General features: G+C 41.8%; 16 protein-coding genes. 7 read left to right on the forward strand and 9 right to left on the reverse strand.

Annotated elements, in window-relative coordinates:
- Window positions 1-34 precede the first annotated feature (34 nt).
- Both ACIPUA_RS20270 and lrp read right to left on the reverse strand, forming a co-directional pair.
- A complete protein-coding gene (locus ACIPUA_RS20270) occupies window positions 35-3,643 on the reverse strand; it encodes a DNA translocase FtsK 4TM domain-containing protein (protein ID WP_449060084.1) in 3,609 nt (1,202 codons plus the stop codon).
- A gap of 413 nt (window positions 3,644-4,056) precedes the next feature.
- The gene (gene lrp, locus ACIPUA_RS20275; RefSeq protein ID WP_004918089.1) at window positions 4,057-4,551 is read right to left on the reverse strand and encodes a leucine-responsive transcriptional regulator Lrp; all 495 of its coding nucleotides are present in this window, start codon (window positions 4,549-4,551) and stop codon (window positions 4,057-4,059) included.
- Between the two features lie 538 nt (window positions 4,552-5,089).
- Here lrp and trxB point away from each other — a divergent pair.
- From trxB to infA, 6 genes are all read left to right on the forward strand, one after another.
- A complete protein-coding gene (gene trxB / locus ACIPUA_RS20280; protein WP_042846507.1) occupies window positions 5,090-6,049 on the forward strand; it encodes a thioredoxin-disulfide reductase in 960 nt (319 codons plus the stop codon).
- A gap of 183 nt (window positions 6,050-6,232) precedes the next feature.
- On the forward strand, window positions 6,233-7,912 hold the full coding sequence (locus tag ACIPUA_RS20285; protein ID WP_048606565.1) for a DUF4153 domain-containing protein: 1,680 nt from the start codon (window positions 6,233-6,235) through the stop codon (window positions 7,910-7,912).
- Between the two features lie 417 nt (window positions 7,913-8,329).
- Window positions 8,330-10,096, forward strand: a complete 1,767-nt coding sequence (gene cydD, locus ACIPUA_RS20290; protein ID WP_071547881.1) for a heme ABC transporter permease/ATP-binding protein CydD — start codon at window positions 8,330-8,332, stop codon at window positions 10,094-10,096.
- A gap of 2 nt (window positions 10,097-10,098) precedes the next feature.
- Window positions 10,099-11,841, forward strand: coding sequence for a heme ABC transporter ATP-binding protein/permease CydC (cydC, locus tag ACIPUA_RS20295; RefSeq protein ID WP_181469162.1), 1,743 nt, complete (start codon window positions 10,099-10,101; stop codon window positions 11,839-11,841).
- Window positions 11,842-11,848: 7 nt separating this feature from the next.
- Entirely contained in the window at window positions 11,849-12,550 is a 702-nt protein-coding gene (aat, locus tag ACIPUA_RS20300; RefSeq protein ID WP_042846511.1) for a leucyl/phenylalanyl-tRNA--protein transferase, read from the forward strand.
- A 141-nt stretch (window positions 12,551-12,691) separates the two neighbouring features.
- Entirely contained in the window at window positions 12,692-12,910 is a 219-nt protein-coding gene (gene infA / locus ACIPUA_RS20305; RefSeq protein ID WP_004244560.1) for a translation initiation factor IF-1, read from the forward strand.
- A gap of 62 nt (window positions 12,911-12,972) precedes the next feature.
- Here the strand turns inward: infA and clpA are convergent, their stop codons facing one another.
- Window positions 12,973-15,255, reverse strand: a complete 2,283-nt coding sequence (clpA, locus tag ACIPUA_RS20310; protein ID WP_048606557.1) for an ATP-dependent Clp protease ATP-binding subunit ClpA — start codon at window positions 15,253-15,255, stop codon at window positions 12,973-12,975.
- Window positions 15,256-15,285: 30 nt separating this feature from the next.
- Window positions 15,286-15,606 (reverse strand): ATP-dependent Clp protease adapter ClpS, encoded by a 321-nt coding sequence (gene clpS, locus ACIPUA_RS20315; RefSeq protein WP_042846513.1) that lies wholly within the window; start codon window positions 15,604-15,606, stop codon window positions 15,286-15,288.
- Window positions 15,607-16,006: 400 nt separating this feature from the next.
- On the opposite strand from clpS, the gene cspD reads away from it, so the two are divergent.
- Window positions 16,007-16,249, forward strand: a complete 243-nt coding sequence (gene cspD, locus ACIPUA_RS20320) for a cold shock domain-containing protein CspD (RefSeq protein ID WP_042846514.1) — start codon at window positions 16,007-16,009, stop codon at window positions 16,247-16,249.
- A gap of 94 nt (window positions 16,250-16,343) precedes the next feature.
- On the opposite strand, the gene ACIPUA_RS20325 is transcribed toward cspD, so the two are convergent.
- From ACIPUA_RS20325 to macB, 5 genes are all read right to left on the reverse strand, one after another.
- Entirely contained in the window at window positions 16,344-17,306 is a 963-nt protein-coding gene (locus tag ACIPUA_RS20325; protein WP_042846515.1) for a DUF1177 domain-containing protein, read from the reverse strand.
- Window positions 17,307-17,556: 250 nt separating this feature from the next.
- The gene (locus ACIPUA_RS20330; RefSeq protein WP_042846516.1) at window positions 17,557-18,306 is read right to left on the reverse strand and encodes an IclR family transcriptional regulator; all 750 of its coding nucleotides are present in this window, start codon (window positions 18,304-18,306) and stop codon (window positions 17,557-17,559) included.
- A complete protein-coding gene (locus ACIPUA_RS20335) occupies window positions 18,303-19,136 on the reverse strand; it encodes a nitrilase-related carbon-nitrogen hydrolase (RefSeq protein ID WP_048606539.1) in 834 nt (277 codons plus the stop codon). The genes ACIPUA_RS20330 and ACIPUA_RS20335 overlap by 4 nt, the downstream gene beginning before the upstream one ends.
- A 3-nt stretch (window positions 19,137-19,139) precedes the next feature.
- Complete coding sequence (locus ACIPUA_RS20340; protein WP_042846518.1) at window positions 19,140-20,492, reverse strand: purine-cytosine permease family protein; 1,353 nt, start codon at window positions 20,490-20,492, stop codon at window positions 19,140-19,142.
- A 469-nt stretch (window positions 20,493-20,961) separates the two neighbouring features.
- The gene (gene macB, locus ACIPUA_RS20345; protein WP_449060085.1) at window positions 20,962-22,905 is read right to left on the reverse strand and encodes a macrolide ABC transporter ATP-binding protein/permease MacB; all 1,944 of its coding nucleotides are present in this window, start codon (window positions 22,903-22,905) and stop codon (window positions 20,962-20,964) included.

Below are 22,905 nucleotides of genomic sequence, written 5' to 3' on the forward strand. Positions count from 1 at the left end.
CAGCACACTAAATGATTAAGCTGTTAACCTATTTTTAATGCCCCATTGACGGTGGCGCAAGGACTTCACGATTCCCGTTATGACCTTGTTCACTCACAATACCTTGGATCTCCATTTGCTCAACAATCCTTGCGGCGCGGTTATAGCCAATCCTAAATTGACGTTGAACACCGGAAATAGAAACACGTTGTTTTTCAACCACAAACTCTACAGCTTGGTCAAATAATGGGTCAAGTTCTTCCCCACCACTATCATAGCCCCCACCTTCGTTATCATCACTACAAGTGGTAATGTTATCAATATATTGTGGTTTCCCACGCGCCTTCCAATCATTCACAACCGCATGAACCTCTTGGTCACGAACAAAAGCACCGTGTACACGCATAGGGATTGATGAGTTTGGCGGAAGATATAGCATATCCCCCATCCCTAATAGGGACTCAGCACCGCCTTGGTCAAGGATAGTACGAGAGTCTATTTTACTGGAAACAGTAAATGCAATACGAGTAGGGATGTTTGCTTTGATCAACCCAGTGATAATGTCGACAGACGGACGTTGCGTTGCAAGAACAAGGTGAATACCTGCTGCTCGGGCTTTTTGTGCCAATCGAGCAATTAGCTCCTCAACTTTTTTACCTGCCGTCATCATTAAATCAGCAAATTCATCAACCATAACAACGATATAAGGTTCTTTTTTCAGCATAGGATGTTCAATTTCCATGCTATCACTAGGTTTCCAATGCGGATCAGGTATTGGACGCCCCATCTCTTCGGCTGCTTTAATTTTATCATTATAACCCGCAAGGTTGCGTACACCGAGAGCAGACATTAGCTTATAACGACGTTCCATTTCATTCACACACCAACGTAATGCATTAGCGGCGTCTTTCATGTCGGTAACGACTTCTGTCAATAAATGCGGGATCCCTTCATAGATGGAAAGCTCCAACATTTTCGGGTCAATCATAATAAAGCGGACATCTTCGGGCTTCGCTTTATACAAAATACTGAGGATCATGGCGTTGACACCAACGGATTTACCTGACCCAGTGGTACCTGCTACTAATAAATGCGGCATTTTTGCTAAATCAGCAACCACGGGGTCACCTTCGATATCTTTACCTAACACAATCGTTAATGGCGAAGGGGTTTTCCTAAAGTCATCGCAGTCTAAAACTTCACTTAAATAAACCGTTTGGCGTTTTTCGTTAGGGAGTTCAAGCCCAACGTACGGCTTACCCGGTATCACTTCCACAACACGTACTGCCACTGTAGATAAAGAGCGTGCAAGGTCTCGTGATAATGTTGATATACGAGCGGCTTTCACGCCGGGTGCCAAATCCAGTTCAAAACGCGTGATCACAGGCCCTGGGGAGAAACCAACAACCTCAGCTTTCACCCGATAGTCATTTAACCGAGCTTCGATTAACCTAGCGGTTTGCTCAAGTTTAAACATGTCGACTGGTTCTTCCTGTTCAGGTGGGCTCGCCAGTAAGTCAAGGGATGGCATTGGTGTTGTTGGTTTTGGTAAAGGTTGATCATTTCGCACCAAAAACGGGTGGAATAAGCTATCTTGCTGTGGCTGCTGTGGCTGCTGTGGCTGCTGTGGCTGCTGTGGCTGCTGTGGCTGCTGTGGCTGCTGTGGCTGCTGTGGCTGCGCAAAAGTGTGTGCCGATGTTGACGAATTGCCAAGACCTTCATGAATATTATTTTGTGAATTTTCCGAAGGAACTGGCACCGCACTAAATGAAGGCATAAATAATGGGTCAGCTGGTTCATCGTCTACCAGATCATCAACTGGAGAAAAACTACCCAGCACGGAAAACTCTTTTTTCAAATCAACCTTAGATTCAAAGTGATCAGATATCTGGGAATGTTCATCTTCTGCAAAGCTATTTTTGTACACGTCATCGACTGCAGGAGTGGATTCAGTTGATGCGGGTATTGTGTGAGTATTATTAGAAAATGCTGACGCTGATGGCCAACGATGCTCAATTTCTGGCTGCGTCAAAGAACCTGATTCAGATGGTTCATCTTGCTGCTGTTGTTCTGCAACGCTCGGTTGTGCGCTAAATACCGGCGATTCATAGTCAGTTTCATCGATATCACCATAACGCTCTCGTTGTTGCTCTAAGAACTGAGCTCGTAGCAATTCATCTTGCTGTGCTTCCTCTTTCGTTTCAGAGGACTCCTGCTCACCTGCGGACCACTGTTGATACGCTTGCTCGCGTTTTAACGCCTCTTCTTGGCGGCGTTGCAACTCAGCATCACGCTGAGAAGGGATACGGATACCGTAAAGTTCACGACGAGTAGGTAAACGAACAGGGTTTGGCCTTGGTAATTCAGGCTCTACTGTTTGTTTTACCTGGGCGTGGCGTTCAAGTGCGGCAATGGAAATCCCCGCAGCAGCAATGGCCGCTGGGTCTGAAACACGCTCCGTCACTGTTGAACTTACAGCACTCGCGACATCACTAACATTCATCGATGGCGATGAAAGTGATTGTGGCTCAAACGAGTTATATTGTGGCCTTTGAGGCTCTATTTGATTATTTGACTGTTCTTGATGAGGAACATCAGCTTGATTTTGTGGTGTTATATGTTCATTAGCGTGATATTCAAATGGCGTGGATGTCGCGTTTGATTGATGAACAGGAGGTTCATCCGATATTGGTGCTGTTTCCTCAAAACCAGAACCTAATTGAGGCTGGTAATCTTCAGGCACTTCAAAATGATAGGTATTAGGCTCATCAATAGCAGAAAACGATGGCACCGTTTCTTGTTCCGGTACACCTTGAGCCGCTATTGGCGTTGCCCCTTCAGTAACCGCTGTATTTTCGGTAGACTCTGCCTCTGGTGCAGAGGATACTTCTGTCACCAACTCGGCAACAGTAGGCGCAGAAAATAAAACGTCATCTGGGTCTATAGTATCTGGGTAATTGTTAGCCCTATGCTCTGCTTCTTGCGCACGTTGTAACGCACCTTCGGTTTCTTCGACATCTACATCATAGTCATCTAAGTCATCACCCCTCGCCCTATTTGTTAATAAAGCGATAGGAAAAAGGACGGCAGATCCAATTTTTTCTGCAATTGTCAGCCATGACCAACCTGTAAATAACGTAAAACTAATAGCCCATAAGAACAGCAATGCAAGTGTTGCACCTAATGAGTTAAACCACGGCATTATTGCGTTACTAAACACGCTACCAATAACACCGCCTGAAGCAAAGTTAGGTAAATCATCAAAATTCAGTGCAGCTAGCCCACAAGAGGATAAAATTAGCGCTAACCCACCAATTAACCTTAGAGAAAGAGAGAAGAAATCAATATAGCGACGCTGACTTTCGTATTGGAAAATAGCCCAGCAACCGAGAATTAATAAGGGAGGAATTGCAAAAGCAAGAATACCAAAAGCAGAAAAAAGAATATCCGCGCTCCATGAGCCAACACTACCACCTAAATTCTTTACGGGCGCATTCCATGTGGTTTGGGACCAACTTGGGTCCGAAGGGCTGAAACTCAATAAAGCAACCATTAAAAAGATAGCGCTCAAGCAAATTGCGAGCAAAATAACCTCTAATAGCCGCCTACCGCTACTTAATTTTTTAAATTTGATGTGTTTATCTTCTGTGTATTCTTGGCTCATTATTGTTTCTTTGCTGACTGATGTTCTTTACTGATTTATGTTTATTCTAACATTAATCGCCTTGCTGTGCCTGTTTTACCGTTACGGAAGTAAATCAATGCATCACAGGAACGACAAGTTTCAGTATTTCATCTAACGCATAAGGATTCAATTTCTATTTCCCGTTAAAAATCCTAAATATTTATAGATTTAAAATCAATTAATTGGAAACAATACTCCTTGTTTACTAAGTAATTTTAGCAAACAAATGTCAACGCGGTTAGATTTGCGATTAAATGAGACACTTGAGGGTGAATAACACAATGTTTTTACTGTATTAAAACGGAACAACGCTGAGTAAACTCAGCGTTGAAACTGCAGTGCGACAACAAAGCTGAAAATGCTGTGCTGAAGTGAGGTTAAAAAAGTAAAAATTAGCGTGTTTTAATCACTAAACGGTTACTTTGTTTAACTTCTTCCATAACCACGTAGGTACGAGTATCGTTTACACCAGGTAAGCGTAAAAGAGTTTCACCTAGCAGCTTACGATATGCGGACATATCTGGCACACGCGTTTTCAACAAGTAGTCAAAATCACCAGAAACAAGGTGACATTCTTGAATTTCTTCAAGCTTTTGAACTGCTGTATTGAATTGCTCAAACACGTCTGGTGCACCACGATTCAGTGTAATCTCAACGAACACTAATAGGGATGCATCTAAGTAATGTGGATTTAACAAGGCGGTATAGCCAGAAATAAACCCTTGTCTTTCAAGACGACGCACACGCTCTAAACACGGTGTCGGTGATAAACCAACACGCTTAGACAATTCTACGTTAGAAATTCGCCCGTCTTTTTGTAATTCGTTTAATATATTCCTGTCGATACGGTCAAGGTCTTTGCCTGGACGCTTTTTATTGTCAATCATCTCTTAATCTCTCTTTCTCTAATTGTTATTTTCTACATCTATAAAATAGCACCTTAGCCGCACCTTTTATATTTAGGGAACCGTGTTCAGGAGCAAATTTTATTCATAGTGCTGAATTTCGTGTGAATGTAATTATCACCCACAATTTTGACTCATTTTTTAAGTTTGTAAGTAGCGTAAAGTTAACTTTCCAGTAAGAACAAAAATGCGCCATTTCCATTGACCTGCTAGATAATTAACTCTTACACAGATGTTTTCGCAAATGCGCAGCCGATTGTCAAAGCAAATGAATAAAAATCAGTACAAGATTTCGCTTTTTTTTCCAGTAAAACGTTTCGCAGCCTTAATTCAAGATAATTCCTAAAAATTGTGAAGCGTGACATATTCAACTTTTTGCTACATTTTTTTACAATTAGTAGGTATTGCCTATCATAGAAATTAGTGGCATGACACTCACTCGCACTTAAACCACTTTTGTTAACCTGCTATTTCTCCTACAATCCTGTTAACGCTTTTTTTTAGATTAAAAGAGGAATTCATGAGCACAACCACACATCGCAAGTTAATCATTCTAGGTTCAGGCCCCGCAGGTTATACTGCCGCAGTCTATGCTGCACGCGCAAATTTAAGCCCAGCCCTGATTACTGGGGTGGAAAAAGGTGGTCAGTTAACTACCACCACTGAAGTTGAAAACTGGCCAGGCGACCCTGAAGGGCTTACTGGACCGATGCTAATGGAGCGCATGCATGAGCACGCAGTTAAATTTGAAACTGAAATCATCTCTGACCATATTCAAAAAGTAGATTTAAAGCAACGCCCTTTCCGACTAATCGGTGATGAAAATCAATATACTTGTGATGCCCTCATTATCGCAACAGGAGCTTCCGCTCGTTATATTGGTTTACCTTCAGAGGAAGCCTTTAAAGGTCGTGGGGTCTCTGCTTGTGCCACTTGTGATGGATTTTTTTACCGTAACCAAAAAGTCGCCGTCGTTGGTGGTGGAAATACCGCGGTTGAAGAAGCACTATATTTATCGAATATTGCCTCAGAAGTTCATTTGATCCACCGTCGTGATAGCTTCCGTGCAGAAAAAATCCTTATTAATCGTTTAATGGATAAAGTCGAAAACGGCAATATTATTCTGCATACCGACCGTACTTTAAACGAAGTACTCGGCGATGACATGGGGGTTACGGGTGTACGCCTTGAGTGCACTAAAACCCACGAAACAGAAGAAATACCTGTAATGGGAGCCTTTATTGCTATCGGCCATAGCCCAAATACCGCTATTTTTGAAGGACAATTAGACTTAGACAATGGTTACATTAAAGTCCAATCTGGCACACAAGGTAATGCAACCCAAACCTCAGTAGAAGGTGTTTTCGCCGCTGGTGATGTAATGGACCATATATACCGCCAAGCCATCACCTCAGCAGGGACAGGCTGTATGGCAGCATTAGATGCAGAACGTTACCTTGATGGGCTTGCTTCTAAATAATCTATAACGAACACCTAGGCTTTAATCTTAAATAGATTAAAGCCTTTTTTATTCTTTCCTACTCTCCCTAGTTTTTCTTAACAACTTGCTATTGCTCTATATTTTAAGAGCAAGTTTATATTGCGTGCAAAACATTCAACCTATACTGTTTTTACATAAAATTAACGTTAACAAGGCACAAATATGGGGCAGCAATTAGGGCGTGATGATATTCGTGGTTATGCCTATTTTATTATTGTAGTTCTCGCAATAATCCAAGGTGTTATTATTGCAGCTACCACGGATTATTCTATCCGTTATGATAGCCAGTTAAGTACAACAACAGTGTATCTACCAGTCTTACTCGCTATTTTTGTTCCTTCGGTCATTAGCTACTTAATTACTAATGCGAAATCCGCCATTTTTTATCTCAATATTGCAATTACAGTCGGGTTAACTTGCTGGATTAACTACTGGCACGCCCAAGATTTTAAAACGCCAACAGAAGCAGACCCATTTTTTGCCTTTCTCACACTGACTGTTTTATTCTTTTTCATGTTGCCATGGATGCAAATGTTACAAACAAGCGCAACATGGAAAATCAATTACAGTTGCTTAATGGGTTTATATATTAAAAATACTTTCCTAGGTATTTTATCCTCTGCCATTGGTGGGCTATTAGCGTTAATTATAAAGCTAGCTAGCTTTTTATTTGGCATTGTAAACCTCAATTTTTTGCACGATATCCTAGATAACGAATTAGTCTATTGGGCAGGCTTTGCTCTTGGATTCAATATCAGTTTGGTCTTTTTAAGGGCTGTACTTGATATTCAACTTAGTAATTTTGCCAGTTTTATTGCTCGATTTTTCTTACCGTTGCTTAACCTAGTCGCTGCCATTTTCTTAGTGGGTTTTGTGATTTCATATTTCTCAGGTTTAGCCTCCGTCGGTCTAGGTTCGGCAGTCATGCTGTGGTTTATTATCCTGAACCTTATTTTTATTAACTTCGTATATGGTGATGGCAGTACACAATACCGATTCCGTCCGGGGCTAAATGGTTTTGTTCTCCTTAGCATTATTCTGCTCAATGCATTTTCAGCACTGTCTCTATACGGGATCATTGCACGTGTTAACCAATACAGTTGGAGCATTGAGCGCTTATACGCTTTCACAATTGCCTTGTTTTTATCCGCTATTGTCCTTGCCTATAGCCTTGCAATTCTTCGCAAAAAAACAGCATGGATGGCATCTCTAGGTACTATCAACAAAGTCGGTATTTTGTCTTTGCTAGCGATTATTTTGGTCATCAATAGCCCGATTGCCGATTTTAAAAGGATCACGGTCAACAGTATCATAGCGGGGGTTGAAAACGGCAAAATTAAGGTAAATAGTTCTTTAGCATACGACTTAAAGCATTTAGGTGAATATGGGGAACAAGCCTATAAACAATTAGATAAAAACCCAGAATACACAGAAGCGTTTCAAACTAGCCCATACAATGAAGAACAACGTAAGCCATTGAAAGGTGTGTTAATACAAGCTAAAAACAGCCCTAAATTACCAGATAGTTGGTTTGACCTCGGTGAAAATCTCACCGGCGAATGGTATTGCACATCACAGTATGAGCCATACTCATGCATGGGCTTTATGGCAGACGCCAACCAAAATGGGCAAAATGATGTTGTTATGTGTTATACCTACCCCACCAGTGCCAGTATTGAATGCAATATTTGGCAACAACAGGAACAAAGCTGGGAGTTAGTCGATAACCAAACTCGTTTGTTTAATACTGTACAAGCGAAAGACAAAGCTTGGGATAATTTATTAGACGGACATTTTCAATTAAAACCTAAAGAATGGTTAATGATTGACCCTACCCCTTAATTTTTTCTAAAAATGTAGATGGCTTAACAGAATGTCATTTAGCCATCTACATATCAAATAAAAATACAGTAATATCTCAACCAACCTCATCTTTTAAGACTGACTGAAATATTAAATTTACCTTTATAAAACAATTTAATAACAAAACACAGTTCACTTTAAATAAGGTGCTTTTATTATGTAACATATCCTAATGAAGCTGTTATGATGGAGCCTAAATAACTCGAATTACCGAGCAAGATCAAAAATACTGGTTTTCATATCGTCATTAATTATGTTGCTAGGTCACTCTATTATCTTTCTTGTGCAGTTTAAAATAGGGACTAGCGCAATATAGTAATGATGAAAGCGACGTTAGGTTGGCATAATCTAACTACACTCAATAACATTAAAACTACACCTGCTAACTAAATCATTATGGATAAATCAAGACAGACTGAATTGGTACGTTGGTTAAAACAACACAGTGCTCCCGCGAAGCGCTGGTTGCGGATCTCTATGCTGTTGGGCATGCTTAGTGGCTTACTGATTATTGCTCAAGCGTGGTTTTTAGCCGTTATCCTACAAGCATTAATTATGGATGGCACTCCACGGGAACAACTTGTAACGCCTTTTATTCTACTAATTAGCGTCTTTATTCTTCGTGCAATTGTCACTTACATACGAGAACGTATTGGCTTTCGCTGTGGGCAAGTTGTACGCCAAGAAATCCGCACAATGGTGCTAGATAAACTCCAAGAATTAGGCCCCGTTTGGGTCAAAGGGAAACCAGCGGGAAGTTGGGCAACCATTATTCTTGAACAAATCGAAGATATGCAAGACTACTACTCCCGCTATCTACCTCAAATGTATTTAGCGGGTATTATCCCCATCATGATTTTGATTGCTATCTTTCCCTTTAACTGGGCTGCTGCGTTAATTTTATTCGTGACCGCACCGCTTATTCCTATTTTTATGGCATTAGTTGGGCTTGGCGCTGCGGATGCTAATAGGCGTAATTTCATTGCATTAGGCCGCCTCAGCGGTAGTTTTCTTGATAGGTTGCGAGGCCTCGATACTTTACGATTATTCTTCCGTGAAAAAGCAGAAATTCAGCAAATTCGTGAGTCAACTGATGATTTTCGCTCTAGAACCATGGAAGTACTGCGGATGGCCTTTCTCTCTTCTGGGGTCCTCGAATTTTTTGCGTCAATTTCTATTGCGGTTGTTGCCGTCTACTTCGGGTTTTCATACCTTGGTGAAATGAACTTCGGTAGCTATGGTTTACCTGTCACACTGTTTGCGGGTTTTTTAGCTCTCATTCTTTCCCCTGAATTCTTCCAGCCATTGCGTGATCTCGGCACATATTACCATGCGAAAGCCCAAGCGGTTGGAGCTGCTGAAACGTTAGAAACATTGCTAAATAGCGAGGGGGAACAAAAAGCCCAGCAAGGTACAAAAACCCTCCCAAATGAACCTATTCGTATCGAAGCCAAGCAGCTAGAAATTTTATCGCACGATGGGGTGTGTCTTGCAGGGCCATTAGATTTTAGTATTGAACCACAGCAACGTATTGCTTTAGTAGGCCAAAGCGGTGCGGGCAAAAGCTCTCTACTCAATCTACTATTGGGTTTTTTACCCTATAACGGCTCAATCACGGTAAATGGCATTGAATTAAGTGAATTATGCCCCGATAAGTGGCGTGAATTGCTTGGCTGGGTTGGGCAAAACCCACATCTACCCGAACAAACACTGATTGAAAATATCTGTTTAGGTAAACCTAACGCTTCTGAAGCAGAAGTTAAACATGCTATTGATAATGCTTATGTCTCTGAATTTTTACCGCACTTACCTGATGGCTTAAATACACGGCTTGGCGACTACGCCGCTCGCCTTTCTGTTGGGCAAGCACAACGAGTTGCTGTTGCTCGCGTTTTATTGAAACCATCGCGTTTATTGCTGTTAGATGAGCCCGCCGCAAGCCTTGATTCTCATAGCGAACAACGGGTTATGCAAACACTAAACCAGCTATCAGAGCAACAGACGACCCTGTTAGTCACCCATTTACTGGAAGAAACTATCGATTACGACCAAATTTGGGTAATGGCTAATGGCCAAATCATTCAACGGGGTAATTACAAACAACTCAGTCAATCTGAAGGGGCGTTTGCCCAGTTACTTGCCCACCGCAGTGAGGAGCTTTGATAATGAAAGTTTTATTACCCTTCTTAGCCCTTTATCGCCGTCATTGGTTTTTGATCACCTTAGGCATTATTTTAGCCATTGTGACCCTACTTGCCAGTATTGGACTATTAACTCTTTCTGGTTGGTTTTTAGCAGGTACCGCAATTGCCGGTTTCCCTGGGCTGTACTACTTTAATTATATGTTACCTGCCGCAGGTGTACGTGGCGCTGCTATTTTCCGTACTGCTGGTCGCTATGGAGAACGCCTAGTTAGTCACGATGCGACGTTTAAAGTTTTAGCTCACCTACGTGTTTTTGCATTTAGTAAAGTACTTCCACTCTCCCCAGGTGGGATCAGCCGCTTTCGCCAAGGTGAATTACTTAACCGCCTTGTTGCCGATGTAGAAACACTTGATCACCTCTATTTACGGGTGTTATCACCAATTATCACTGCATTTTTCGTGACTTTCGTGCTGATTTTTGGCTTAAGTTATCTTGACCCTCGCCTTGCGTGGACACTGGGAGCGGTCATGTTATTTTTATTATTTACCATGCCAATAGTCTTTTATCGTGCGGGTAAACCAATTGGTCGAGAACTGACTGAATTACGTGGAAATTACCGCACTATTTTAACGTCTGCACTACAAGGGCAAGCGGAATTAACATTATTTGGCGCAACATCGCGTTTTCGCCAAACCTTGTGGGGAATAGAAAATAGCTGGCAAGCTCGCCAACAGCAACAAGCTGCGCTTACAGGGCTATCACAAGCGGTTATCTTGTTTGCATCGGGTATTACCGCAACATTATTGCTGTGGATGGCTGCGGAGCATGTAGGAGGTGATACAAAGCCTGGCGCATTAATCGCATTATTTGTTTTCTGCGCCTTAGCAGCCTTTGAAGCGCTAGGCCCAGTTGCTGTTGCTTTCCAACATATGGGCCAAGTTATTGCTTCTGCCACCCGAGTTTCACAACTGATGACAGCCAAACCGGAAGTGACTTTCCCTACCCAAAGCCATTCAATAGAAACACTAGAAAGCTTAGAGGTTGAAAATATTTCGTTTACTTATCCAGAGCAGCCTTTTGCTGTTCTGAACAATGTCTCCCTGTCTTTGACTAAAGGCCAACATTTTGCCTTGTTAGGTAAGACTGGCTGTGGAAAATCTACTTTGCTTCAGCTTCTTACCCGCGCATGGGATGTCGACAGTGGAAGCATTACTCTCAATGGTCACCCCATCAATGAGTTTAGTGAACAAGCCTTGCGCAGCGTGATGTCCGTAGTACCACAGCGCGTTCATGTGTTTAGTGATACTTTACGTAATAATTTATTATTAGCAAAAGAACAAGCGACTGATGCAGAACTTAATGAAGTGCTTCGCCAAGTTGGGTTAGGTAATTTGTTAGAAAACGAATTAAAACTCAATGCATGGATGGGCGATGGTGGCCGCCAATTATCTGGAGGGGAACAACGCCGCTTAGGGATTGCTCGGGCACTATTACACAATACTCCATTGGTCCTTATGGATGAACCGACAGAAGGGCTTGATGCACAAACTGAGCAACAAATTTTAGCACTGCTAAAAGAAAAGTGTGCAGATAAAACCTTGATTGTCATTACTCATCGGATGCAAGGTCTAGAAGAAATGGATAACATATGTGTGATGGATGATGGTAAAATCGTCGAACAAGGCACCCATCAAGCGCTGTTAGATATGCAAGGTCGGTATTACCAATTCCGCCAGCGCCATTGGGTACAGCAACCCCTTTGAGGCGCATATGTACCAATTAGATGATGACTCCAATTTATTTCCTCCCGTGTCTGAAGCGATGCGGGAACCGAATGGTTTATTAGCCATTGGGGGAGATCTTTCATCAAAAAGGCTGCAAGCTGCTTATTATGATGGTATCTTTCCTTGGTTTAATCCTGGAGAGATGCCTTTATGGTGGTCACCAGACCCCAGAGCTGTGCTAATGGTGGGCGATTTACATATTAGTCGTTCAATGAAAAAAGTGTTAAAAAAACAGATTTATCGCATTACGATTAACACTGCTTTCAAGCAAGTTATTGAAGCTTGTTCTGTCCGTCCCGAAGGTACGTGGATTTTACCTGAAGTACAAGCCGGTTATCTGGCTTTGCATCAAGAAGGGATCGCACATTCTGTTGAGGCTTGGCATGGCTCACAACTTGTTGGGGGGCTCTACGGCGTGAACATGGGTCACCTATTTTGTGGGGAATCTATGTTCAGTAGAATGAATGATGCATCCAAATTTGCTTTTATTACATTCTATTTTCATTTTTTGCGCTATAATGGGCAGCTTTTTGATTGTCAGGTACTTAACCACCATACCGCCTCGATGGGCGCAAAAGAGATATCCCGTAGGGATTTTTTACATATTCTTTATCGGTGGCGTAACAAAGCGATTGACCCCGCCTGCTGGTTACCGCAATCGATTGAAATACCGCCAATTTTTAATTAGTGAAAATTGGTTTTTACAATAATTTTATTCCCCATGAAAAAATAAAGATCGTGTTAAAATGCGACACTTCTTTACTTAGTGCGGGTTTTTGGGCATTATCTTGCCCGTTAAAAATCACGGTTATTAGACTTAGAGGATTAGATGGCCAAAGAAGACAATATTGAAATGCAGGGCACAGTTTTAGATACCCTGCCAAACACAATGTTCCGTGTTGAACTAGAAAACGGTCACGTAGTGACTGCTCATATTTCTGGTAAAATGCGTAAAAACTATATCCGCATCCTGACAGGCGACAAGGTAACTGTAGAGTTAACTCCTTATGACCTGAGCAAAGGCCGAATCATTTTCCGTAGCCGTTGATATTCTCTTCAGGCAAGGCCTGACATTACCACAGGTGCATGACACACCTGTGGTCTATTTCGTCAGAATACCGCATCCTCCGGAGAGGCCTTGTGCACGCTACTGAAGCTGTATGTCAGTGTGTTACTTTTTTCATCAAGCCCGATACTTACAGAGCCGCCATTGGTTAATGAACCAAATAGCAATTCATTTGCTAATGGTTTTTTCAGGTTATCCTGAATTGCGCGCGCCATAGGTCGGGCGCCCATTGCTTTATCATAACCTTTTTCACACAACCAACGGCGAGCCGCTGAGCTCACCTCAATGGATACCCCTTTCTCATCAAGTTGTACTTGTAATTCAACAATAAACTTATCAACCACTTGCGTGATAATCTCAGGCGTTAACGAATTAAACCAAATAATGCCATCTAGACGATTACGAAACTCTGGAGAAAATACTTTTTTAATCTCAGACATCGCATCAGTACTGTTGTCTTGGTCAGCAAAACCAATGGAACGACGTTGTGTTTCTTGCACACCAGCATTGGTTGTCATCACCACCACTACATTACGAAAATCAGCCTTACGGCCGTTATTATCGGTTAATGTGCCGTGATCCATTACTTGCAGCAGAATATTAAACACATCAGGATGTGCCTTTTCGATTTCGTCCAATAACACCACTGAATGTGGATGTTTAATAACGGCATCAGTCAGTAAACCGCCTTGGTCAAACCCGACATAGCCCGGAGGTGCACCAATTAAACGACTAACTGTGTGGCGCTCCATATACTCAGACATATCAAATCGTAATAGTTTGATATCTAGTGCTTTAGCTAATTGAACGGTGACTTCTGTTTTACCAACCCCAGTTGGACCTGCAAATAAAAACGAGCCAACAGGTTTATTGTCTACCCCTAAACCTGCTCGATTCATTTTAATGGCTTCCGATAATGCATTGATCGCATTGTCTTGGCCAAATACGAGCATTTTCAAACGCGAATCAAGGGTTTTCAGTTTGTCTTTATCACTCGATGAAACCGTTTTTTCTGGGATACGTGCAATACGTGCCACCACGGTTTCTATTTCAGGTACACCAATGGTTTTTTTACGCTTACTTGGTGCAATAAGCCGCGTACGGGCTCCAGCTTCATCAATAACATCAATTGCTTTATCTGGTAGGTGCCTGTCTGTGATGTATTTAATAGATAAATCCACAGCAGCTTGGATAGCTTTAGCGGTATAACGCACATCATGATGCGCTTCATACTTAGGCTTTAACCCAGTGATGATACGAATAGTTTCTTCTGGTGTAGGTTCAACAATATCAATTTTTTGAAAACGACGCGCTAACGCCCTATCTTTCTCGAAAATACTACTAAACTCTTGATATGTCGTTGAGCCAATGACTCGAATACGCCCGCCTGATAGCAAAGGCTTAATCAAATTAGCGGCGTCAACTTGGCCACCGGATGCAGCACCCGCACCGATAATCGTATGTATTTCATCGATAAATAAAATACTCTTCGGGTCTTTTTCTAGCATTTTTAGCAGCGCTTTAAAGCGTTTCTCAAAGTCCCCGCGGTATTTGGTGCCCGCTAATAATGAGCCAATATCTAATGAATAAATAGTGCAACCTTTCATCACTTCTGGGACATCGTCTTGCTCAATACGCCACGCTAAGCCCTCTGCGATTGCTGTTTTACCAACGCCAGACTCCCCGACTAATAGTGGGTTATTTTTACGGCGGCGACATAGCACTTGGATCGTACGCTCTAATTCTGCCTGCCGTCCCACCAGTGGGTCGATATTCCCTTTTTTAGCCTGCTGGTTCAGGTTAGTCGTGAAGTTATCCATATGGTCTTCTGAGACCGGCTGTTCTTCATTTGGAGTACTACTCGGGGAAATATCTTGTTCAGATGAAGGCCCCTCACCTTTTACTGTGCCATGAGAGATATAATTGACGACATCTAAGCGACTGACATCATGCTTACGCAATAAGTATGCCGCTTGAGATTCTTGTTCACTAAAAATAGCGACTAAGACATTCGCACCACTGACCTCGTTGCGCCCAGATGACTGCACATGAAAAACAGCTCGCTGTAATACACGTTGAAAACTCAGAGTAGGTTGGGTGTCTCTGTTATCATTTTCGGGTAACAAAGGTGTAGTTTGCGCGATGAAGTGTTCCAGTTCTTGGCGCAGCGCGACAAGATCAACCTTGCAAGCATCTAGAGCTTCGCGCGCAGAGATATTACTCAATAACGCCAGCAATAGGTGCTCTACTGTCATAAACTCATGGCGGCTATCTTTCGCTTTTGTAAAAGCTACATTTAAACTAAGCTCCAGTTCTTGATTGAGCATAAGCACCTCCCAAAATTGATATTAAACCAGTCAAACTTTCTCTATAGTGCAAAGCAAAGGGTACTCATGTTCACGAGCAAAAGTATTGACTTGCGCCGCTTTTGTTTCAGCAACCTCTGCGGTAAAAATTCCACAAACTCCCTTTCCTTGAATATGGACATCTAACATTATCTGTGTAGCGCGTTCTTCATCAAAAGAAAAGTATTTTTGTAACACTTCGACAACAAAATCCATCGGAGTATAATCGTCATTATTTAATAATACCTTATACATCGATGGTGGCTGTAAGGTTTGCTCTACTTCATCTTTAAAAATGACGTCTGTTTTAAATGTGCCCAGAAAATCGCTCATTACTTTCTTGCTCAGTCTTACTAAATGTTAAATTTCAATTTTAGCATAGTCTTTATTATCAACGATTTCACCAATCAAGTTGATAATGCCATCAAACTATACGGTTAGATTAGTATGTCATTTTTTATCATATGTACTATAAACCACAGTGTAGCATGGCAATCGCTCTCACTTCTATGATTTGCAATCTGTGAGCCATATCAAATATCACAGAAAATAGCCGTCAATGCTTATCGAATTCTTAACACTTTACCATAATTACTGAGACTCGCCTCTTGACCTTATAAGGCAATTTACTACAGTATGTTTTACGAGCAATCAACAGAGTATTTATACTTAGTTGTTGTGTGTATTTTATACATGTCTGTAAAACACTATTTGCAAACCTAAAGGATAAAATATGGAGACGGGTATCGTTAAGTGGTTCAATAACGCAAAAGGCTTTGGTTTTATTTGCCCGGCTGATGGCGGAGAAGATATTTTTGCTCATTATTCCTGCATTAAAATGGATGGTTATCGGACTTTAAAAGCAGGTCAAAAAGTGCAATTTAGCGTAACGATTGGGCCAAAAGGTAATCATGCGGATCTGATTATTCCAATTGAAGTTGAGAGTACTCTTCCTGATAATACTGAATCAAATTAATACGTTGTACAATTTAACACTTTGTGCAATAGAGCACAGTTAATTATTTCAATATCATTGATGACGTCAATAATTAACTGTGGCTATTTATAACTTAACTATCAGATAATGGTTTTTTAGCCGCACAACCACCCGCTGTTTGCAGATGGGACATATCACCATACAATGACGTTAATAATGCATATTGTTCAACGTCATAAAACTTACATTGGTTTTCTGTAAACGCTTTTGCAACTTCAATCATAAATTTTACAGCCGCCGCAATATCAACTTCATGGCTAGCCCCTGTGGAGCAACCCGGTACGACGGTATCTGAGCAAATGGCCACACCAACAACAGGAGCTGATGTTGACACCGCAGGTTGTAAAATACTATTAATATGATGAAGGCCATTACCGTAAGGCGTTATGTCTTGAATAGATAACGGGAACGTGACTGCCTTTTGCCCACTACTCCACTCCATTAAGCGGATCAAATCTTCAGACACAGGCAGGATATAACCACTTTTTACTGTAGGGGATAACGCATACCCCTTGTGGTTCAGTAAACGATTCCCTTTTGTCGTATCTACCGACAAAATTGCATCCGCCTCAGGAATTGCTTCATGCTGATTCATCGTCGCATCTTCAAGGGGAGAATCCATAAAATCAACAGGTGTATGAGGGCGCGTTGGGGCATTAGGGCAAATATGAGTTGTGATAATCACATCCCCTGCCAGTTTATCCCCCTTTTCATGCATTTCTGCTAACTTAAGACCTGCCGCAACTGCAGCTATGGCTCCATCAGCATCAGAAACAACACCAATTCGAGATGGCCTAGCACCAATACCACCTAAGCGGCCGATAATCCCCAGTGTTGGAGCACCTTTACCTTGTGATTTACCTTGTGTGCCAGGAATATGAATACGGACAAAATCACTTTGACCTTTAAGATCCTTGACTGTTTTAGACGTGACATTAATTTGTGGGAAACCCTGGAATAATGCAACAATGTCTTCACCCCTAACACTAGCGCTATCGATTAAATCGTAAACGCAAAGAGTTTGTTTTAGACTCATTGTATTTCCTTCAATTTTAATTATTTTTTATAAAAATGAAGGGCTACTTTGGGGATAACTAGCCCAATAAAGCTAGGTTTCCCCATTTCACCCCATGTGAAACCACTTATTGCTGAGGTCTCACCTTTTCCTGATGAAGGCGTTATTCACGCACTTAAAATAAAGTACTAACGATATAAACTGCTTATAATTTACTCTTTACTTTCACTACTTACTTTTACTACCTACTTTACTACATGACATAATTTCACTACTTTTTGATACTTTTTTGTAGCCAGTAAGGGTCGCCAACCATACAACCTAGATAAGCAGCCTTATGGCAAAGATTAGTGGATAATTGCTCCATAACCTCTTTGTTCATCTGCATTTCAGGCAAACTTAAACACAGTGCATATAATGAATTTTGCGATGGGTCAAAAACGGTACTGGATACAGAAGCAACACCAGCTACAGATTCATTCATCGAGAACTCCCAGCCACGCTCAGCAATGAGGTTCATTTGTTGAATCAACCTTTCTTGCTCATCTTTTGACTCACGACTAATAATTTCTGACCTTTCATTCAACGGTAGCCTAGATAACAACGCACGCCCCGTAGAAGTACCAAGAATAGGCAAACGAGTCCCCGGCTGGGTAACCACTTGCAACATACTATTGCCAAAACGCGCATGGACAACACGCACCATGTCATCATCAAGTGCGGATACATAGCTGGTAAAACCGCTATCTTTAGCAAGCTCATCAAGCGCTTCAAGCATCATATCGATTAAAGGGTTCATCCCCCTCGCTCGGTGAGCTAATTCCATAATCAATAAGCCAGGCCGATAAATTGGCGCATTATTTTTCTTTTCTAACAGCCCTAGTTCTGCCATCTGTTTTAAAAGGCGTGATGCGGAGCTCTTTGGCATACCTAATTCATTTACCAACGTTGTTACTGTTAGCTCTGCGCCTGTACGCAGGAACAGTTGATAAACATCAACGACACTAGATAAAATACTCATGACCCTAAACCTTGGGTTAATACACCGTAACTTTGTGGTTTTCTATCTCTTAGATAAGGTACTTTAAGGCGTGTATGCGCTTGGTCTAAGAAATCAATTTCACCAATTAATAGCTCTTCACCTGCATGAGTTGCTTCATAAAGAACTTGTCCACGAGGGCCTAATACCTTGCTTCCACCAAATAAATGGAGGTCTTCTTCATGGCCCCAACGGTTTACAGCAAGTAAGTGGGTACCATTTTCCAGTGCTCGACAAGCGCTGTTGATATCCCAAACGTCTTTATCTTGTACACACCATGCAGAGGGGGCTAATAACAATTCGGCCCCTTGTAGCGTTAAAATACGAGCGACTTCAGGGAACCCCATGTCATAGCAGATCATGATGCCAATTTTCCCTATTGGTGTGTCAAATACAGGGAAGCTGTCACCACGACCAAACCACTGTTTTTCTAAACCAAAAGCATGGACTTTGCGAAATATACCGCTAACCCCTTTACACCCTGGGTTCCAAACCCCCACAGAGTTATATATGTCACCTAAATAGTCGCCACGCTCAACAAAACCGCTAACGATGGTAATATTAAGGCGGGTCGCAAGTTCACTAAATAAGTTATAGGTTTCGCTGCCCTCTGAATCACTTAAGTCCCAGAGTTTTGTAGTTAATAAATCACCACGATAACCTGTTGTTGCTAATTCAGGGAAACAAACCAGCTTCGCCCCTGAATCAGCAGCTTGTTGGCACATTAGCGCCATGCGCTGCAAATTATTCTGCTTATTACCGAGTTCAGAATTAAACTGAGCCAAAGCAACTTTAACTTTTGTACCTGACATTGCTTAATCCTTATCCAAATTAGAGACTTGGCGAAAATGCACAGCTTCAACACCTTTTGCTTTTGCCTGCCAGCTCATGGCAACCCAATAAGCTATAGCCCCCGTAACTAATGAGTTAAGTGCTGGAATACCGTAATCTGCATTAAATGGCCCTAACTCTGATGTTCCCCATCCGACTATGACGGCAATTAACCAGACAATTAAAGTAATGGGGTTATACGCTTCGCAACTAGGCGGCAATATGCCCTGTGCACGCGTAGTATCTAGCTCTTTGCGGTCTCGTTTTAAGATATAGTAGTCAACAACCATAATCCCTGCGACAGGAGGGATTGCTATTCCAAGGTAAATTAAGAAGCCAATAAAATTGTCTAAAATCCCTAACATTGAAGCGATGGTCCCAAAAATACCAATCACCCACGTTAAATAACGGCGGTCAAAACGTTTATTAAAAATCGCATTGAGTAGTGTTGAGAAACCTAAAGATGATGAGTATAGATTGATATCATTCATTTTTATTGTTGAAAAAATAACAATCGATGCACCTAATAGGCCAGTCAATGCCATCATTAAATCAAACACTTGGCTAGTACGTAATGAAAGTGCCATCAGTACCGCTATCATGTTTACCAGAAGCTCTCCAAAAAAAGTGCCGATGAGCGTCATCCAAAACACATCTTTAGGGGCTTTCATAAAGCGGCTGATGTCTGGTGTTGTCACCGCTGCAATAATAAAACCGCCAGCAACCATCGTGATTGCAGCTGGCATTGTCATTAGTGGCCCGGCGGGTTCAGTGTCATTGATAAGAGTACCAATATCCTGACCTGATAATAAATTATACGTCGCCCAACCTAATGCGAATAAAAATAGCGGCGTTGAGATATTTGCAGTAATAGATAAAAATCGATACCCATATACTGTAATAACCGTCACCGCAATACCTGTAATAAGTGACCAAGTCCCTGGTGTTAGCACGTTAGTCGCTTTATACATACCATCCGCGAAGAAGCCATTTTGTACGCCAAACCAACCCATTAAAGAAATGGCAATTGCGCCACCAATCAGAGCTGAACCTAACTTACCAAAACCCGCCCACCTAGAGAGTAGGCTAATCGACATACCTTCGCGACATGCAGCCGCCCCAAGCCCCCAACTGACTACCTGCAAAATTACAGAGCCAAGCATGGTTGCCCAAAACGCCTGCCAAAAAGTTAACCCGTACCCGAGCGCCGCACCTAACATGACTTGTGAAACACAAGCTAGTGCACCAATTCGTAGAATTAACACTTCATAGAATGGTCTACGAGCACTTTGGGGTACCCGAGCCAAAGAATAATCTTCACCTACTTTATTCGCCATATTCGCACCTGCTGTGTGGTTGTCTTTGCTTAGTTTTTTACTGGCTTTATTATAAGTTCCATTATGTGGAACTAGGTTTCATTTATTCTACAAGCAAATAATATCCATGATCGCTACCAATTCGCAAGTAGAATTTATCTTTTCAGACAATATTTTTATTATGAAATATTTAAATAAATGAGGGAATACATATAGCGAGAAAAAATTTCATTGATAAATGAATAGGTTAAATTTGGAGCATTTAATTAGCAGAATTTAATCGAGGAACTCAGTTCCATTAAACGGAACTGTAACATGATGTAAATATATTCTTAAATAGGCAAAACTTCAATGCATGAATACCCTACTTATAAGGAAAATGATATCTATATTGATTGGAAAGGTCAGATATTAAACCGCCTTAAAAAACACTAAAGCAATTTCCTCTGTATTGTATAACCCAATACAGAGGAAAATATTAATAGGTTAATTACTCCCTCGCTAATGCATCAATCGGATTTAATCGAGCGGCATTGCGTGCGGGTAGAAAGCCAAAAATAACCCCGATCGCTGTTGAACAAGCAAACGCACTCACTAGCGCCATAGGGTCAAAGGAAAAAGTCCAGCCGGGCAATGCCATTTGGGCCAATAAACTGATGCCATAGGACAATCCAATTCCTAGCAGCCCCCCCATTAAGCATACTAAAATGGCCTCAATCAAAAACTGCTGCATGACATCACTGGTCCTTGCCCCCACAGCCATACGAATGCCTATTTCACGAGTTCGCTCCGTCACCGAAACAAGCATGATATTCATCACCCCGATCCCCCCGACCACGAGTGAAATAACAGCCACTAAAGTTAGGAATAACTGCATTGTTCTCGTTGTTTTTTCAGCTGCTTTAACAAAAGTATCAAGGTTAAAAGTAAATATATCTTGCTTACCATGACGCAATGTCAGTAAACGAGTTAATTGTTGCTCTACCGTTTTAGCGTCATAATCCTCTTTTACCCGAACCGTGAAACTATCATAATAAGGGCGATTAATAATTTTACTGTTCACTGTGGTATCTGGCAGCCAAATTGATAATGACTTGCTTGAGCCAAAAGCTGATTTTTTCTCTTCAAGCACCCCAATAACGGTAACAGGCATATTACCAACTAACAAAGTTTCGCCCACCACACGCTCTTGCTTAGGGAAAAATCGTCGTTTCGTGTTCGCATCAATCACAACAACTTGCGCACGCCTATCCACCATATCTTGCGTAAAATTCATGCCTTCTGAAAACTTTGACGCATAGACATCAAAATAACCGCGCCCAACACCTAAAAGCTGTGCCGCCGCATCTAAATTTCCCTTTCTTAGGCGAGTCGAACTATTGATTTCTCCTGAAATCGCATACACATAAGGTTGTTTTGCTAAGGCTTCAATATCTGCGGCTTTTAAAGACTGACGATTTTGCGCATCATCACTGCCAAAATCTTCCCCGGGATAAATTGAAATGGTATTAGTTCCAATTGATTTTATATCATTCAAAACCATATCTTGTGCTGCATCACCAATAACCATAATCGATACCACCGAAGCGATACCAATGATGATCCCTAACATTGTCAGCAAAGTACGCATTTTATTGACGACCATTGCACGCCAAGCCATCAATAAAGCTTCACTAAACCGACCATATACCTGACTTAAAGACAGTTTACGGCTAGCAGCTTTTGGTAGCGAATTAGTACGAACAGCTGCTACCGCCCCCGAATCACGAAGAATTTCACCATCCTTAATCTCAACAACCCGCTCCGCTTGCTCAGCTATTTTTGGGTCGTGGGTGACAATAATTACGGTATGCCCCTGAGCGCAGAGGTCTTTTAAGATTTTCATCACCTCTTCGCCAGAATGGCTATCGAGTGCGCCTGTCGGTTCATCAGCTAAAATGATTTGCCCACCATTCATCAGTGCCCTTGCAATACTGACTCGTTGCTGCTGGCCACCAGAAAGCTGACTAGGACGGTAGTTGATGCGTTCACCTAACCCTAAGCGTTGTAATAATTGCGCGGCTCGTTCGCGGCGCTGTGCCTTCCCTGCTCCCGCATATATAGCGGGGACTTCAACATTTTGCTCTGCACTTAAATGACTCAATAAGTGATAACGTTGAAAAATAAAGCCAAAATGTTCGCGTCGAAGCTCAGCAAGTTGGTCGTTATCTAAAGTGGCAATATTTTGCCCGTCAACGATGTAATCCCCTGACGATGGTTTGTCTAAACAACCAATAATATTCATCAGTGTTGATTTACCAGACCCTGATGCCCCAATAATTGCAACCATTTCACCTGCATTAATTTTCAGTGAAACATTTTTCAAGACTGTAGTTTGGTTTTCACCTTCACCGTAACGACGGGTGATCCCTTGAAGCTCAATTAACGCAGACAT

The sequence above is a fragment of the Providencia sp. AGC89 genome (assembly GCF_053543535.1).

Bases quoted from the DNA above. Each gene is read 5' to 3' on its own strand.
- cydD (WP_071547881.1), top strand. From the start codon at position 8,330: ATGGATAAATCAAGACAGACTGAATTGGTACGTTGGTTAAAACAACAC.
- macB (WP_449060085.1), bottom strand. From the start codon at position 22,905: ATGTCTGCGTTAATTGAGCTTCAAGGGATCACCCGTCGTTACGGTGAA.
- ACIPUA_RS20340 (WP_042846518.1), bottom strand. From the start codon at position 20,492: ATGGCGAATAAAGTAGGTGAAGATTATTCTTTGGCTCGGGTACCCCAA.
- trxB (WP_042846507.1), top strand. From the start codon at position 5,090: ATGAGCACAACCACACATCGCAAGTTAATCATTCTAGGTTCAGGCCCC.
- lrp (WP_004918089.1), bottom strand. From the start codon at position 4,551: ATGATTGACAATAAAAAGCGTCCAGGCAAAGACCTTGACCGTATCGAC.
- aat (WP_042846511.1), top strand. From the start codon at position 11,849: ATGTACCAATTAGATGATGACTCCAATTTATTTCCTCCCGTGTCTGAA.
- ACIPUA_RS20325 (WP_042846515.1), bottom strand. From the start codon at position 17,306: ATGAGTCTAAAACAAACTCTTTGCGTTTACGATTTAATCGATAGCGCT.
- ACIPUA_RS20270 (WP_449060084.1), bottom strand. From the start codon at position 3,643: ATGAGCCAAGAATACACAGAAGATAAACACATCAAATTTAAAAAATTA.
- ACIPUA_RS20285 (WP_048606565.1), top strand. From the start codon at position 6,233: ATGGGGCAGCAATTAGGGCGTGATGATATTCGTGGTTATGCCTATTTT.
- cspD (WP_042846514.1), top strand. From the start codon at position 16,007: ATGGAGACGGGTATCGTTAAGTGGTTCAATAACGCAAAAGGCTTTGGT.
- ACIPUA_RS20335 (WP_048606539.1), bottom strand. From the start codon at position 19,136: ATGTCAGGTACAAAAGTTAAAGTTGCTTTGGCTCAGTTTAATTCTGAA.
- cydC (WP_181469162.1), top strand. From the start codon at position 10,099: ATGAAAGTTTTATTACCCTTCTTAGCCCTTTATCGCCGTCATTGGTTT.
- infA (WP_004244560.1), top strand. From the start codon at position 12,692: ATGGCCAAAGAAGACAATATTGAAATGCAGGGCACAGTTTTAGATACC.
- ACIPUA_RS20330 (WP_042846516.1), bottom strand. From the start codon at position 18,306: ATGAGTATTTTATCTAGTGTCGTTGATGTTTATCAACTGTTCCTGCGT.
- clpS (WP_042846513.1), bottom strand. From the start codon at position 15,606: ATGAGCGATTTTCTGGGCACATTTAAAACAGACGTCATTTTTAAAGAT.
- clpA (WP_048606557.1), bottom strand. From the start codon at position 15,255: ATGCTCAATCAAGAACTGGAGCTTAGTTTAAATGTAGCTTTTACAAAA.